Consider the following 16,098-nt stretch of genomic DNA (forward strand, 5'->3'; position numbering starts at 1 on the left):
ACATAAAAATGCCGACGGTTTGAGTCGGCATTCTAGCACTATTTTTTCATACTGAGTTGATGCTTAGGCACGTTTTGTTTGTTCAATTGCCGCATCATTTTCTTCACGAAGTACGCGGCGTAAAATTTTACCCACATTACTTTTTGGTAAATCTTCCCTAAACTCAATCAACTTAGGCACTTTATAGCCAGTCAAATGTTTACGGCAATGGGCAATGATTTCATCTTTGGTTAAGCTCGGATCACGCTTAACCACATAAATCTTGACGATTTCACCCGACACTTCATGAGGCTGGCCGATAGCGGCCACTTCTAATACTTTGCCATGCAGTGCAACCACATCTTCAATCTCATTAGGATAGACGTTGAATCCAGAGACTAAAATCATGTCTTTCTTGCGATCGACAATATAGACCATTCCTTGCTCATCAAACTTGACGATATCGCCTGTAGAGAGCCAACCATCGGCATCAATCACTTCTTTCGTCGCTTCCGGTCTTTGCCAATAACCTTGCATCACTTGTGGGCCACGCACTTGCAACTCACCGACTTGATCATAAGCCAACACTTTGCCTTCATCATCAACGATACGCACTTCGGTTGAAGGAACGGGTAAACCAATTGCTCCCGAATAATCACTTAAATCATAAGGATTACCTGTCACCAGTGGTGCACATTCAGTCAAACCGTAACCTTCAAGCAGGTGGATACCCGTCACTTTTTTCCACTGATCGGCCACCGCGCGCTGTACCGCCATGCCACCACCAACAGAAAGCTTAAGATTTTTGAAATCAAGTTCATGGAAATCTTCGTTGTTGACCAACGCATTAAACAGCGTATTCACCCCCGTAATGGCAGTAAATGGGTACTTTTGCAACTCTTTAACAAAGCCTGGAATATCGCGTGGATTAGTAATCAATAGGTTACGCCCACCCATTTCGACGAACAGTAAACAGTTTACGGTCAGTGCAAATACGTGATAAAGCGGTAATGCCGTCACAACCAGTTCGCGGCCTTCGGCCAATACTGGGCCATATGCCCCTTTTGCTTGGAGCACATTCGCAATCATGTTGCGGTGGGTCAGAATTGCCCCTTTTGCCACACCGGTTGTACCACCGGTATATTGCAAAAATGCAATGTCGTCGCCAGACATAAAAGGCTTCACATACTGTAAACGGCGACCTTTGTGCAACGCCTTACGCATGGAAATGGCACCTGGTAAGTCATATTTTGGCACCATCCCTTTCACATATTTCACAACGAAATCAACCAACGTCCCTTTTGCTCTAGGTAACATCTGTCCAAGGCTGGTCAATACCACATGTTTTACCGAGGTATTTTCAACAATTTGCTCTAAGGTATTGGCAAAATTCGAGACGATGACGATCGCCTTTGCATCGGCGTCATTCAGTTGATGTTCAAGCTCTCGCGGGGTGTACAACGGGTTAACATTCACCGCAATCAACCCGGCTCGTAATACGCCAAATAACGCGACCGGATACTGCAATAGGTTAGGCATCATTAAGGCGACACGATCACCTTTTTTCAGCTTCAGCTCATTTTGCAAATAGGCGGCAAATGCTCGGCTGCGCTCTTCCAGTTTACGAAAAGTCATGACCGAACCCATATTCATAAAGGCTGGTTGATCGGCATATTTATGAACCGATTGCTCAAACATTTCGACCAAAGAGAGGTACTGATCAGGGTTGATGAATTCAGGTACGTCAGTTGGATAGCGTGAAAGCCAAGGTTTCTCCACGGTAATACTCCTCGTTATTGGCGGCTGCTCTACGGCGATATTTTAATGCTCGCTATTACAGCACAGCCAAAGCGCTTGAGCACGAAACACTCAAACACTTGTTTAAATTTTGTTAACTAAGCCAAAAATTAGTTCGGCGACTTGCGAAGGTTGCTCAAGATGGCAATGATGACCACCAGAAATAGTGAACATCTCTTGCCGATCATCGGCGAAATAGCCTCGAGCGGCTCGTAACTCAGAAAAACCGTGTGTACCGAGAATCACACGTTGTGGGCATTGGATGTGCGCCATGATGTGCTGAGCATGCTCATACGACATGCGATACAAGGAATCGCTGTTTAACTGTGGGTCATGACGCCAATACCACTCGTCATTGCGCCGCTCAACCCCTCGAATAACGATGGGTTGGATCAAGGCTGCTTCTAACTGGTTGACTTCGGCTCGGCGAGCAACAGCGTATTCTAAATTCGGTAACCTACGACGAGGCTTACGCCGGATCCGCTGGCGGCTGAGTACGCCATTGCGCAGCCTGGCCACACTCTCTAGTGGCGATTCAGCCAATGGAGCCATTCCTTCGATTTGAACTAATCCTGCGACTTGCTCAGGAAAGGCGGCACTATAGCAACTTGCGATTAAAGCACCAAGGGAATGCCCTACGATCACTAACCTGTTTGGTGATAAGTTGAGCAAAAATGAGTAAATATCATCAATATAGTCATGAAATGGGTAAAAATGACCGTCGGCTTTATGGCTTGAAAGGCCATGTCCCGGTAAATCGATTGCGCAAAGGTGTAACTGTGGATTAAGGTGACTTAACGCTTTGATAACGGTAAGAAAACTGGATGAATTGTCTAACCAACCATGCAAAAAAACGACCGATAAGTCGGCCGTTTGTGCGTTTCCCAACTCTTGAGTCGCAATCATTCCTTGCACAAGAGAGTACTGTTTTTGTTGCATCGCTATTTCACTTCTTGTACCACGCGCCCTTCACGAGCACCAATGTACATTTGACGACAATATAAGCTGTGGCAAGGGTACATATAAGTACCGAGATCATTCACGACCACTCTTTCTTCAACTCGCCACAAATGTAGCCCTTTTACGGACATGGTTGGGAAAGTGTATTCAAACTCACCCACTTTGGCTTTTTCTGGAGCAAGGCTAGTTCCCACTAGCGTCACCAAACGATCTTTCGCATAAGCCACTGGGTCAACAAACCCGTCAACATAGCCAACAAAACGCCCTTGCGGTTCACGGTCGATATCCGGTCGGCCTGATGAGCTAATCTGCAAATTGACTATTTCAATCCGTGTTTTATCCGCCAAATTAGTCACACTGGCGATGACGCCGCCCAGCCGGACTTCATCTTGTTCATTGGTTGGCGTATTGACCCAAGTGGCGTAATCGGTGATCACGGCCTCACTACTGGCACGAAGATCATCCGGTAAGCTTGAGCATGCACCAAGCAACAATGTGGACGATAACAGCAGTAGCGTTTTAGAAGTGGAAAAAGATCGCATCATAATGACCTTGTTGGATTAGATGTAGATATCGACTCCAAGCAGTTGAGCAAGTTCCTCTTTTTTTGCTTGGTTCATCACGTCCATGTACTCTTCCATCGCCTTTCTTGATCGGCCTTCAGGAAGATCGTATTCCAGATTAGCCCGATGAATCTCTGATGGATCAACATGACGAATTGAATGAGAAACAGCATTCGCCACCTTAGTAGGTTGGCCTACTCCGGTTTTGACATCACCTTTCTTTACCCCATTGTTCTTATTTGCGCGATTAGCCCTATTGCTACCGGGCACTATCGCAGGAGGTAAACCGTTAATTGAAACCATACTGTTCCTATTCAATTAGAGCAAGACGAATGCAACGCCTTGCCTTTCACTGATTATTCTCGGCCCGGTAACTTCTTCCAAGCCACGTTATCACGCAGGTAAACAGGGCTCGACTCTTCCACTGTTAGCGTGTTTCCTTTAGCAAACTCATACTGAGCAAGAAACACCATATCCTGTGCATCTGGGTACAATACTTCCCCCATTTGACACGAGATAGGCAACGTATCTAACTCTTCTTTATAAGCCGCCCAACCCGTTCCAGCGCAGCCCCAAGTGATGCTGTCAGCTTTGATTTGCTCAGCAAGAGTATTAGGAGCAATGACGCACTCTGCATCTATCTCTTGCCAAGAGCCATCTTCTTGACGTGTATAACGACCCCAGTAAATCTCACTCATTCTGGCGTCAATTGCACACGCCACCTGCTGGTAACCCTGTAAACGATAACTGCCTTGCGCCATCGCTGCCAGGGTCGAAATACCTATCATAGGTAAATCAGCGCCGAATGCTAAACCTTGTGCAATTCCAATGCCAATCCGTACTCCGGTAAAACTGCCCGGACCACGGCCAAAGGCTAGCGCGTCTAGTTCCTGTAAGGTGATGCCCGCTTCTTTGAGGACGGAATCCACCATGGGTAGAATTTTCTTGGTGTGATCGCGAGGGGCAACTTCACTGCGAACGTACAGTTTGCCGTTCATCATTAAAGCAACAGAACAGTTCTCTGTTGCTGTGTCTAAGGCAAGGATCTTTGCGCTCATTACTGTCTCTAATTGTTGTTAATAGTTACGGGTGTCGTGACTGAAATTTGACTTAAGAAATCTTTTACTTTGTCCAAATCCCGCGTGCGTGGAATGGGCGGTAAACTGGCAAGAAATAGCCCACCGTAGTCACGGGTGACTAAACGGTTATCACAAATGATCAGTACACCTTTGTCATGTTTATCGCGGATCAAACGCCCGACCCCTTGTTTCAAGGTGATGACGGCATCGGGTAGTTGTACTTGCGCAAATGGATCGCCACCGCGCATTCGGCAATCTTCAATTCGCGCTTTCAACAGCGGATCATCCGGCGCGGTAAATGGAAGTTTGTCGATAATAACACAGCTTAATGCGTCACCTCTAACATCTATCCCTTCCCAAAACGCCCCTGTCGCGACCAATAAGGCATTACCTAATTCCATAAATTCGGCCAACGTTTTTTGTTTACTCGTCTCCCCTTGCATCAGCACTGGCACGGTTAACACTTCTCGAAAACGTTCACCTAACTCGCGCATCATGCTGTGGGAAGTACATAAAAAGAAGCAGCGGCCTTGGTTTTGCTCAATCACTGGCGACAAAATACGCACCAATTTATCGGCAAGGCCAGGGCTATTGGGTTCGGGTAAATAGCGTGGCACACACAGCCGCGCCTGCTGCTGATAGTCAAACGGGCTTGGTAATGAAAACTGAGCTTGGGGCTTTAGCCCTAAACGCTGAGTGAAATGGCTAAAATCGTCGTTTACAGCCAAAGTTGCGGAGGTGAAAATCCATGCGCCCTGCTTTTGTTGCACCTGTTCGTGAAATTTATCGGCCACCGAAAGTGGGGTGATGTGTAAACTAAAATGGCGCGGCGTGGTGTCATACCAGTAGGAATAACCGGTAATGGAGACATCACACACTCGATCAATTCGTCCTTTAATTAAGTTAGCGCGCTCAAATGCGGTATCCAATAACTGACTGCGACCTAACGCAAGCTTTAACACATCGATAGCAAAATCTAAGCTGTCTCGCAAACGCGCTAATTCTCGCGAAATCGATGGTGAAGCTAACGCCTCACGCCAGTTGCCTCGAAAACTGGGTTCACCCAACACAATGCGTAAATCCATCGCTGACTGCACCAGTTTATCGCCCACTTTCTGCAATTGGCGCATGTCTTTTGCTTCAGTGCGATAGCCGATTTCAATATCTTTCGCCAGCTCTTGAACTTGGCGACTGGAGACTGATTGACCAAAATATTGGCTGGCGATATCCGGCAACTGATGCGCTTCGTCGAAGATAAAGACCTCGGCTTCGGGGATCAACTCACCAAACCCGGTTTCTTTGATCGCCAGATCGGCCAGAAAAAGGTGATGGTTGACCACCACCACATCAGCGTCCATCGCCTTTTTGCGCGCTTTCGAGACAAAACAATCGACGTAACTTGGGCACTCTTTGCCAAGGCAATTGTCGTTGGTCGAGGTAATCGTTGGAATAATGGCACTGTCTTCAGGCAGTTCTTCACATTCGCCTAAATCACCGCTTTTGGTTTCCGATGACCAACGACGCACTTTCACTAATTGAGTCAGCAGCTGTGGATCAGATTGGTTGGTGTGGCTTTCTACCATCTGGCGGCTCAGCCTATCAAGGCACAGATAGTTTGCTCGACCTTTCAATAGCGCGACATTGCCATAGAAACCGAGCGCATCAATCATCAAGGGTAAATCACGATGAAAAAGCTGCTCTTGCAGGTTTTTAGAACCCGTGCTGATAATGACTTTTTTACCACTGAGCAGCGCCGGTACCAGATACGCAAAGGTTTTGCCTGTACCAGTTCCTGCTTCAACCACTAATTGCGATTGCTGGGCAATCGCTTTAGCGACCGCTTCAGCCATGTCAATTTGCGCCTGCCGCGCTTGAAAACCAGCAATGGCTTTACCTAATGCGCCTTGTGAAGAGAAGGTTTTTGCAATCATCAAAAAGTGGGTATCAGTATTCGTTGCGGGGCATTATGTCAGGTTTGATGAGCTGGCGCGAATCCAAGTGCAACCCGCGCCAGTTAGGTGTGTTCTATTTGCGATTGAGGTAACGAGATAACCAAGCTGGTCCTTCGTACCCATTCTCCGTTTGGGTCATTGCTTTTGCCGCCTCGGCGGGTGACGCTCGGTTCTCCCACATGTCTTCCAAAATGATTTCGTCAATTTGATGGTCTCCCATCAATGCACTCACTCTTTCCATATACAGCTTTCGTGCGAGGAGTTCTCTATCCATAAATACCGCCTTAAGACACTCTGTGAGGAAGAAAATTAGTAAAAGCCTAACGGTGAACCCGTTTATATATTGAAACCAACTTGATAATAGATTAATTATAGCCCTTATATTGCGGGGCGCCTCACCGTTCACACGCTCACGAATTAGTTTTTAGAACGAAAAAAATCATGCACGGAAGTAATTAATAATGGAAAGAAAAACACTGCTCACTCATTGTAGTGATGCGCCCGGACTTATCTCTAAAATCACGAACATTTGTTATAAACATCAACTCAATATTATTCATAATAATGAGTATGTTGATAACATCAGTGGTCACTTTTTTATGCGTACTGAATTGGAAGGCTACTTTAACGACACCACCCTTTTAGCCGACCTTGACCAAGCCTTGCCTGCACACGCAAAACGTAAACTGATTGATTCTTCGCGCAAACGCATCGTTATTTTGGTGACTAAAGAAGCACATTGCTTGGGTGATATTTTGATTAAGAATTATGATGGCAGCTTGGATGTCGATATTGCTGCAGTGATTGGCAATTACGATACCCTGCAAAATCTGACCGAAAAGTTTGATATCCCGTATCACCATGTCTCTCATGAAGGGCTAAACCGCGAGGAACATGAGCAGAAATTGTTAGAAGTGCTGGACCAATATCACGCCGACTATTTGGTCCTCGCCAAATACATGCGGGTACTCACTCCTGGGTTTGTCGATAAGTACCATCACAAAATTATTAATATTCACCACAGCTTTTTACCGGCATTCATTGGTGCAAAACCTTACCAGCAAGCATACGAGCGCGGTGTAAAAATCATTGGTGCGACGGCGCACTTTGTCACTAATGATTTAGATGAAGGCCCGATTATTAAGCAAGATGTGATCCCGGTTGATCACACATTCAGCGCGCAAAACATGGCGCAAGCTGGACGGGATGTTGAGAAAAATGTGCTGAGTAAAGCCTTGAACAAAGTCATCAACGATCACGTTTTTGTTTATGGCAACAAAACGGTCATTTTATAGCAAAGCGAAGACTGTTCTTCACGAACGTAGGAAAGACAAAAGGCGCGATTTGCGCCTTTTGTTGTTTTACGATTGCTGGTTGATCACTTCAAGTGATAACACCACCGGCTAGCTTGGACCATAGATTATAACTTAATCGCCAGTTCGACCCCCTGACGAATCGCACGCACAGCATCAAGCTCACCAGCATAATCGGCACCACCAATCACATGCATCTTCTCACCCAATGATGCCCATTTATCTTCAAAAGGACGTACCGATTCTTGCCCGGCACAAATCACAATTTTATCGGCGTCTAACAGCAAAGGATTACCGTCAAGCGTGATATGTAAACCGTCAGCGGCAATTTTTTCATAACCGACACCACCCAGTAGATTCACTCCACGCTTTTCTAAGGTGCGTTTATGGATCCAACCTGTGGTCTTACCGGGGCCTTTACCTACTCGTCCTTTGCGACGCTGCAATAGCCATACCGTTTTCTCACTCATACAATCGGGAAATGGGTACAAACCTCCGGGATAAGCAATCTCTTTATCGATGCCCCAATCATGCAGCCAATCATCAAGCGTATGCTCTGTCGGCTCAGTCAACATAGTGGCGACGTCGACACCAATTCCGCCAGCACCAACAATCGCGACTTTTTCGCCAACGGGTGTTTTTTCACGGATCAGCGTTTGGTAATCCACCACCTTTTCTAGGTTATCAATACCATCAATTTTTACTTTTCTCGGCTCGACACCCGACGCCATCACCACTTCATCGTACGGTTCGAGCATCTCAAAATTGACGTCAGTATCTAAATGCAGATGCACACCGGTTTGATCAATACGATTTGCAAAGTAGCGAATGGTTTCTCTAAACTCTTCTTTGCCGGGAATTTGCATCGCCAAACGGAACTGGCCACCAATGCGATCATTTTTTTCAAACAGATCAACATGATGCCCACGCTCAGCCAAGGTAGTCGCGCAAGCAAGCCCCGCCGGACCTGCGCCAATCACCGCCATTTTTTTCGGCTGAGCCGCAGGGCGAATAACCATTTCCGTTTCATAGCAGGCCCGCGGGTTGACGAGGCAACTGGCCCGTTTGCCTTTAAATACGTTATCTAAACAGGCTTGGTTACAGCCGATACACGTATTGATCAGCGCGGCTTTTCCTTGCTCGGCTTTGGCAACAAATTCTGGATCGGCAAGAAACGGACGCGCCATCGACACCATATCCGCTTGACCCGTTGCTAATATTTTTTCTGCTTCTTCTGGAGTGTTGATGCGATTACAGGTCACGACGGGCACAGAAAGATGTGGGCGGATTTTTTCCGTTACCCAAGTAAAAGCAGCACGGGGTACTTGAGTCGCTATCGTTGGAACGCGCGCTTCATGCCAACCGATGCCCGTATTGATAATGGTCACGCCAGCTTGTTCAAGTGCCTTAGCGAGCATTAAAACCTCTTCAAAAGTACTGCCCTCTTCGACTAAATCCAGCATTGAAAGGCGGAAAATGATGATGAACTCTTTACCAACCACTGCGCGAATCGCTTTCACTATCTCAATGGGTAAACGGATACGATTTTCGTAGCTACCGCCCCAATCGTCGTAACGCATGTTGGTACGTTTACAGATAAATTGGTTGATCAAATACCCTTCCGAGCCCATCACTTCCACACCATCGTATCCTGCAAGGTGAGCTAATTCAGCACTACTGGCAAAGGCATCAATGGTTTTTTTTATCTGACGGGCACTCATTTCACTCGGTGCAAAACGCGCAATAGGTGCTTTAATCGCCGAAGCACTTTGGGCAAAAGGGTGCATTGCGTATCGGCCTGCGTGCAGCAATTGCAAGGCGATTTTTCCACCTTGGCGATGCACTGCCTCAGTCACAACTTGGTGTGCACGCGCATGTTTTGCCTTGCTAAATTCAGCACTGAAAGGGTGCAGTCGACCGCGCAAATTAGGCGAAAACCCGCCCGTCACAATCAGCCCAACCCCACCTTTTGCGCGCTCTTCATAAAAAGCGGCCAGCTTATGGAGCCCTTCCTTGTGCTCTTCTAATCCCGTGTGCATTGATCCCATCAATACACGGTTGCGTAACTGAGTAAATCCTAAATCCAAAGGCTCTAACAGATGTGGGTACATGGCGACTTCACTTTTATAATTATGCGTTATGGTCTGACCAGAATATTATTGCCCACAAAAAAAATCAAACAAGTGTTTACATTTTTGTAACACCGATCAATCTTGCGGTTGTTTGGGTATACTAGATCACGTAGGATGTAAGCCATTAATATCTCAAGGTTAATCCCTTGATTCATTTAAACACGCTTGCGAATAACCGCAGTGGAGAAACAATGAAATCACTATTTCGATTTATCGGTTTGATATTTAAAGGTTTTTGGAAAATCATTACCTTTATTCGTTTAGCCTTAACCAACCTGTTCTTTTTGCTCAGTATTGCACTGATTTATTTCTTGTATGTGCATGCCGATTCTCCCCTGCCTACCATAGAAAAAGAGTCCGCATTAGTAATGAACTTATCGGGACCGATTGTTGAACAGAGTTCTTACATCAATCCGATGGATTCAATGACAGGTTCATTTTTTGGCAAAGACTTACCCAAAGAAAATGTATTATTTGATGTAGTAGAGACCATTCGCCATGCGAAAGACGATGCGAAAATCACAGGCCTTGTGCTCGCTCTCGGAGAAATGCCTGAAACCAACCTCACTAAGCTACGTTACATTGCTAAAGCGCTGAACGAATTTAAAGCCACGGGCAAACCCATCTACGCGGTGGGAGATTTCTATAATCAAAGCCAATATTACTTGGCAAGCTACGCCGATAAAGTCTATTTGGCACCGGATGGCGCAGTGATGCTAAAAGGCTACAGTGCCTATTCAATGTACTACAAAACTTTGCTGGAAAAGCTGGATGTCAATACGCACGTTTTCCGTGTCGGGACTTATAAATCAGCCATTGAGCCATTTATTCGTGACGATATGTCCGACGCGGCGAAAGAGTCCGCCTCTCGCTGGTTAACGCAGTTGTGGGGAGCGTACGTTGATGACGTAGCGACCAACCGTAAGATTGATGGGAAAACGTTAAACCCATCAATGGATGAATTTCTGACGCAATTAAAAGCGACCGAGGGTGATCTCGCTGCTTTATCATTAAAATTAGGGTTAGTGGATGAATTGGCCACTCGCCAACAAATGCGCCTATCGCTCGCCGAAACATTTGGCAGCAATGGAGAAGATAGCTACAACGCCGTAGGTTACTACGAATATCAAGCCACCATTAGGCCACAGTTTAACGCTGATATGGACGATGTAGCCGTAATCGTGGCTAGTGGTACCATCATGGATGGAGATCACCCACGAGGCACAGTCGGTGGTGATACCACCGCCGCATTACTTCGCCAAGCGCGTAACGATGATAAAGTCAAAGCCGTCGTATTGCGTGTGGACAGCCCAGGAGGCAGCGCCTTTGCCTCCGAAGTTATTCGTAATGAAATTCAAGCGTTAAAAGACGCAGGCAAACCGGTTGTCGTCTCAATGTCGAGCCTTGCAGCATCTGGCGGTTATTGGATTTCAATGAGTGCAGATAAAATTGTCGCGCAGCCAACCACGTTAACCGGTTCAATTGGTATTTTTAGTGTCATCACCACATTCGAAAAAGGACTCAATAAATTGGGGGTTTATACCGATGGCGTAGGAACCTCACCTTTTTCTGGTGTCGGTGTCACCACAGGGCTAACAAAAGGCGTGGCCGACGCACTGCAACTGGGCATTAACCATGGTTACCAGCGTTTCATCAGTTTGGTGGGAGAGAACCGTGGCCTTTCATTGGCACAAGTCGATCAGGTCGCGCAAGGCCGCGTATGGACAGGACAAGATGCGATGGATCATGGTTTAGTCGATCAAATGGGTGACTTTGATGATGCCATTAAGCTCGCAGCACAACTGGCAAAATTAGAGACCTACAATATTTATTGGGTAGAAGAACCCCTTTCACCCGCTGAGCAGTTCTTGCAAGACATCATGAATCAAGTGCAAGTTCGCTTCGGTTTTGATGTATCAACACTAGTGCCAGCGTCGCTGCAACCTGTAGCAAAACAATGGGTGCAAGATGCCAGCTTACTCAACCATTTTAATGATCCGAAAGGGCAATATGCATTCTGCCTAAACTGCCAAGTTCAGTAGCAATATCAATCTGTAATGACTAAAAACCATTGGGGCGCTTTGTGTTGAGCGCCCCTTTTTATATTAAGTGAATACGCTATAATCCCCCGCTCTGTTCCCCTACACGAGTGATTTCTAGCTATGGCAAGAAAACATATCTACATCGCCTACACTGGCGGTACTATCGGCATGCTAAAATCCGACCATGGTTATGTCCCTATTGCGGGCTTCATGGAAAAACAACTCGCAGGTATGCCTGAGTTTCAGCGCCCTGAAATGCCTGAGTTCACCATTCATGAATATGACCCTCTGATTGACTCCTCGGACATGACACCTGAAGATTGGCAACAAATCGCCAACGATATTCGAGATAATTATGATAAATACGATGGCTTTGTGATTTTACATGGTACGGATACCATGGCTTACACGGCATCGGCACTCTCTTTCATGCTGGAAAACTTGGGTAAACCCGTCATTGTGACAGGCTCACAAATTCCGTTGGCCGAATTGCGCTCTGACGGACAAGCGAATTTACTTAATGCATTGCACATCGCCGCTAATTACCCCATCAATGAAGTGACGTTATTCTTCAATAATCAGTTGATGCGGGGTAACCGCAGTGTCAAATCACACGCCGATGGTTTTAATGCGTTTACCTCGCCGAACCTTCCTCCGCTGTTAGAAGCTGGGATCAATATTCAAATCAGCAGTAACGTTAAAGTTGGCGAACAGCCGCAAGGAGCCTTCCGAGTCCATAACATTACACCACAACCGATCGGTGTGATTACCATGTACCCTGGCATCTCTCACGAAGTGATCCGCAATACCTTATTACAGCCAGTCAACGCGATGATTTTGCTGACTTTTGGTGTGGGAAATGCACCTCAAAATGCGCAACTATTAGCGCATTTAAAAGAAGCCTCAGAACGTGGCGTCATCGTCATGAACTTAACTCAATGCTTAGCAGGTAAAGTCAACATGGGTGGTTACGCGACAGGCTGTGCCCTTGCAGAAGCAGGCGTGATCAGCGGCTACGACATGACACCCGAAGCCGCTTTAGCCAAGCTTCACTATTTACTGAGCCAGAATCTTTCTTATGAAGAAGTGAAGCAGAAAATGCAGGAAGTATTACGTGGTGAAATGAGCTTATAGCTTTAAGCACCCACAATATATTTTCCCTTCATTAACAAAATCCCCAACTCAATGAATTGGGGATTTTTGTATTCTGTACAAGTCAAATAGACTCATTCGTGGTTTGGATTGACTCGAACAATATCGTCTTGTCCGTTTTGAAAGCGCTTTTTAAGCTCATTTTTTGACTTAAAACTGATTTCTCCACCGGCGGCAACTGTCATATGGTCCGCTTCTACATTATGCTTAGATTGATACAACATCACAGCTTGCATGCATGAATCTCGCTGTGTTTGTGAAAGTGGTGTACCTTCGGGCCACTTACCCGTTTCAACAGCGTGCATTAATCGCTTGTAAGCTTCGGGGGTGATGGCGTTAATGAGTTGATCGGCATCCATGGTCTATCCTTAATTAACGAATTCGTCACAAACATAACTTGCCATGATATTGAGTCAAGACAAGCCCAATAAATAAGTGTATTTGATCACAAGCTAATATTATGAATTTGATAAAAGTGCCCATGATTCTCAGCCTATCACTTCTTATAAGTGGCTGCTTTGAGAATAACAGAGATACCGACAAGCTATGTGCAGATAATCCTAATTTGCGCTGTGAAAGGCTCAATATAAATGATGGGCAATGTAGAGTTCCACGCACGGACCTCATCTGGCATCGATTTGAAGTACTTAAAAATCCAAGCGATAGCAACAAGATTAAAGAATACGGATTAGTTCAAGCTTATCGAAAATGTCTCGAGCTCGCTTCACAAATTCAAGCTATTGATCAAACGGAACTGAAACAACGTCGATTTTCAGCACTCGTCAATACAGGGAAAGATTTAGAGCAGATTGAAAAAGAGCTTCAGTCATCCAGCTCCGCGGAAACCTTATACTTTCTCTGGAGTCAGATTGGTGATAAAAGTGCACAAAGAAAATTCTTACAACGTGAAGGTAAACCCGAGCTAGATACAGCAGAAATGCAATACGCTCTCGCTACTTTTTATGTTCAACGGGATCGAGAAAAAGCAATCTATTTGCTCCATCGAACCTTAGAACTCAGCCCAAAAGGCAGTATCAACCTTGATGCTATCAAATCTCTTGCCAGTACCAACCAAATTCTCAAACAGAAAGAAAAAGCTTACATTTGGGCGATGGTAGGAAAAACATTCAATGTGCCGGTTGCTTCAGAGACAGAACTCAAATTGCTGTATGGGTTTGATCAAGAAAAATTTGATGCACTCGACGATATCGCCGAAAAAATCGTTGACGCTATCAAAAATGGACAGTTTAAACCAGAGCTCATTCCTCTCGACTTTGCCAACTAACAAAATGTAATCATAAAACAAAGAGCGGTGATAAGTTCACCGCTTTTTCACTTTTTGTTGAAAATTAACGACACTGAATTGACACAAAATCGTTCACCTGTTGTTTGAGGTCCATCAGGAAAAACATGCCCTAGATGGCTATCACACACCGCACAACGGATCTCAGTTCGAATCATTCCATGCGTTAAATCTTCAAGATAGCGGATTGCAGTATCATTGATCGGTGCATCAAAACTTGGCCAACCACACCCCGAATCATACTTATTGTTGGAGACAAATAACGGGCTGCTGCAACAGGCACACGCGTACACACCTGTGTCACGATTATGTAATAACTTGCCACTAAACGGGGCTTCTGTACCGCGTTGACGGCAAACATAAAACTCATCATCCGTTAGTCTTTCACGCCAGTATTCATCAGGCTTAACATTATTCTCAATCTTCGATTTCACTTACAAAACTTCCCTTCTTCTCAATATTGCACTGGTACTTTTTATGCCAAAAACTTGCATACTCCACTCTTTGTAGCACATACTTTCTCACCATGAAATGGTAGGTATGTGATTTCTAACTGCCTTAGAAGGCTAAAGTATTTTACGCCAACTGAAAGTAAACAGAAGCGGTATAAAGTTTAAAATTTAATCACTTACGATTAATTGTGAAAAAAAGCGTCGCTTTTTTTTGACTTTAAACAAGTTAAGTCCGATTATCTGTTGCAGACATTTACTGGATTCTGTAATTTTACTACCAGTTATCTTTAATCAGAAATTAAGTTGTGGAGCAACTATAATGACTATCAAAGTAGGTATTAACGGTTTTGGCCGTATCGGTCGTTTCGTATTCCGTGCAGCGCAAGAGCGCAACGACATCGAAGTTGTAGGTATTAACGACCTTATCGACGTAGATTATATGGCATACATGTTAAAGTATGACTCAACTCATGGCCGTTTCAACGGTACTGTTGAAGTTGAAGCTGGCAACCTAGTTGTAAACGGCAAAACTGTACGTGTAACAGCTGAGCGTAACCCAGAAGATCTAAAATGGGATGCAATCGGTGTTGACGTGGTTGCTGAAGCAACAGGTCTATTCCTAGACGATGCAACCGCTCGTAAGCACATCACTGCTGGCGCGAAAAAAGTTGTTCTAACTGGTCCTTCAAAAGACGCGACTCCAATGTTCGTAATGGGTGTTAACCACGCTTCTTACGCTGGCCAAGACATCGTTTCTAACGCTTCTTGTACTACAAACTGCCTAGCACCTATCGCTAAAGTTCTTAACGACAAGTGGGGCATCGAGTCTGGTCTTATGACTACTGTTCACGCAACTACAGCGACTCAAAAAACTGTAGATGGTCCTTCTGCGAAAGACTGGCGTGGTGGTCGTGGTGCTTCTCAAAACATCATCCCATCTTCAACTGGCGCAGCTAAAGCGGTTGGCGTTGTAATCCCAGAACTAAACGGCAAACTGACTGGTATGGCTTTCCGCGTACCTACAGCGAACGTTTCTGTAGTTGACCTAACTGTTAACCTACAAAACCCAGCATCTTACGCAGAAATTTGTGCTGAAATGAAGCGCGCTTCTGAAAACGAATTCGCTGGCGTTCTAGGTTACACTGAAGATGCAGTTGTTTCTCAAGACTTCATCGGCGAGATCAACACATCTGTATTCGATGCTAAAGCTGGTATCGCACTAACTGACAAATTCGTTAAAGTTGTATCTTGGTACGACAACGAAATCGGTTACTCAAACAAAGTTCTAGACCTAATCGCTCACGTTTCTAAATAATCGTAGTGTTTAGCGAAGAAATTCGTTGAGAACAAAAAGGCGGCCATTGTGTCGCCTTT

The 16,098-nt window shown here is 45.4% G+C and carries 15 protein-coding genes; 5 read left to right on the forward strand and 10 right to left on the reverse strand.

Annotated features, from left to right (window positions below):
• Positions 1 to 63 precede the first annotated feature (63 nt).
• The 7 genes from fadD to AACV32_RS06420 form a co-directional block, all read right to left on the reverse strand.
• Complete coding sequence (gene fadD, locus AACV32_RS06390) at positions 64 to 1,758, reverse strand: long-chain-fatty-acid--CoA ligase FadD (protein WP_026028639.1); 1,695 nt, start codon at positions 1,756 to 1,758, stop codon at positions 64 to 66.
• A 102-nt stretch (positions 1,759 to 1,860) separates the two neighbouring features.
• The gene (locus AACV32_RS06395; protein WP_170894791.1) at positions 1,861 to 2,715 is read right to left on the reverse strand and encodes an alpha/beta fold hydrolase; all 855 of its coding nucleotides are present in this window, start codon (positions 2,713 to 2,715) and stop codon (positions 1,861 to 1,863) included.
• Between the two features lie 2 nt (positions 2,716 to 2,717).
• Positions 2,718 to 3,281: a Slp family lipoprotein gene (locus tag AACV32_RS06400; protein ID WP_170894792.1), complete on the reverse strand. Its 564-nt coding sequence runs from the start codon at positions 3,279 to 3,281 to the stop codon at positions 2,718 to 2,720.
• Positions 3,282 to 3,296: 15 nt separating this feature from the next.
• Complete coding sequence (locus AACV32_RS06405; RefSeq protein WP_170894793.1) at positions 3,297 to 3,602, reverse strand: chromosome partitioning protein ParA; 306 nt, start codon at positions 3,600 to 3,602, stop codon at positions 3,297 to 3,299.
• Between the two features lie 53 nt (positions 3,603 to 3,655).
• Positions 3,656 to 4,357, reverse strand: a complete 702-nt coding sequence (tsaB, locus tag AACV32_RS06410; protein ID WP_017047797.1) for a tRNA (adenosine(37)-N6)-threonylcarbamoyltransferase complex dimerization subunit type 1 TsaB — start codon at positions 4,355 to 4,357, stop codon at positions 3,656 to 3,658.
• Positions 4,358 to 4,365: 8 nt separating this feature from the next.
• The gene (locus tag AACV32_RS06415) at positions 4,366 to 6,309 is read right to left on the reverse strand and encodes an ATP-dependent DNA helicase (protein WP_010317190.1); all 1,944 of its coding nucleotides are present in this window, start codon (positions 6,307 to 6,309) and stop codon (positions 4,366 to 4,368) included.
• A gap of 94 nt (positions 6,310 to 6,403) precedes the next feature.
• The gene (locus AACV32_RS06420) at positions 6,404 to 6,604 is read right to left on the reverse strand and encodes a hypothetical protein (protein ID WP_013857222.1); all 201 of its coding nucleotides are present in this window, start codon (positions 6,602 to 6,604) and stop codon (positions 6,404 to 6,406) included.
• A 187-nt stretch (positions 6,605 to 6,791) separates the two neighbouring features.
• Between AACV32_RS06420 and purU the strand changes: the two genes are divergently transcribed.
• Positions 6,792 to 7,625, forward strand: coding sequence for a formyltetrahydrofolate deformylase (gene purU, locus AACV32_RS06425; protein ID WP_010317194.1), 834 nt, complete (start codon positions 6,792 to 6,794; stop codon positions 7,623 to 7,625).
• Between the two features lie 125 nt (positions 7,626 to 7,750).
• On the opposite strand, the gene AACV32_RS06430 is transcribed toward purU, so the two are convergent.
• Positions 7,751 to 9,754, reverse strand: coding sequence for an NADPH-dependent 2,4-dienoyl-CoA reductase (locus AACV32_RS06430; protein ID WP_019282282.1), 2,004 nt, complete (start codon positions 9,752 to 9,754; stop codon positions 7,751 to 7,753).
• Positions 9,755 to 9,966: 212 nt separating this feature from the next.
• Here AACV32_RS06430 and sppA point away from each other — a divergent pair, with 212 nt between their 5' ends.
• Complete coding sequence (gene sppA, locus AACV32_RS06435; protein ID WP_170894794.1) at positions 9,967 to 11,817, forward strand: signal peptide peptidase SppA; 1,851 nt, start codon at positions 9,967 to 9,969, stop codon at positions 11,815 to 11,817.
• A gap of 120 nt (positions 11,818 to 11,937) precedes the next feature.
• The gene (gene ansA, locus AACV32_RS06440; protein WP_013857225.1) at positions 11,938 to 12,951 is read left to right on the forward strand and encodes an asparaginase; all 1,014 of its coding nucleotides are present in this window, start codon (positions 11,938 to 11,940) and stop codon (positions 12,949 to 12,951) included.
• A gap of 92 nt (positions 12,952 to 13,043) precedes the next feature.
• Here the strand turns inward: ansA and AACV32_RS06445 are convergent, their stop codons facing one another.
• Positions 13,044 to 13,328, reverse strand: coding sequence for a YeaC family protein (locus AACV32_RS06445; protein ID WP_013857226.1), 285 nt, complete (start codon positions 13,326 to 13,328; stop codon positions 13,044 to 13,046).
• A 101-nt stretch (positions 13,329 to 13,429) separates the two neighbouring features.
• Here AACV32_RS06445 and AACV32_RS06450 point away from each other — a divergent pair, with 101 nt between their 5' ends.
• On the forward strand, positions 13,430 to 14,254 hold the full coding sequence (locus AACV32_RS06450; protein WP_013857227.1) for a DUF2989 domain-containing protein: 825 nt from the start codon (positions 13,430 to 13,432) through the stop codon (positions 14,252 to 14,254).
• Positions 14,255 to 14,301: 47 nt separating this feature from the next.
• Here AACV32_RS06450 and msrB read toward each other — a convergent pair whose 3' ends face one another.
• Positions 14,302 to 14,706: a peptide-methionine (R)-S-oxide reductase MsrB gene (gene msrB, locus AACV32_RS06455; protein ID WP_105977450.1), complete on the reverse strand. Its 405-nt coding sequence runs from the start codon at positions 14,704 to 14,706 to the stop codon at positions 14,302 to 14,304.
• A gap of 337 nt (positions 14,707 to 15,043) precedes the next feature.
• On the opposite strand from msrB, the gene gap reads away from it, so the two are divergent.
• Positions 15,044 to 16,039, forward strand: a complete 996-nt coding sequence (gene gap, locus AACV32_RS06460; RefSeq protein ID WP_010317219.1) for a type I glyceraldehyde-3-phosphate dehydrogenase — start codon at positions 15,044 to 15,046, stop codon at positions 16,037 to 16,039.
• Positions 16,040 to 16,098: the final 59 nt, after the last annotated feature.

Origin of the sequence: Vibrio sp. B7, from assembly GCF_963888765.1 — a bacterium.
In the GTDB taxonomy this organism is placed as follows: Bacteria; Pseudomonadota; Gammaproteobacteria; order Enterobacterales; family Vibrionaceae; genus Vibrio; species Vibrio anguillarum.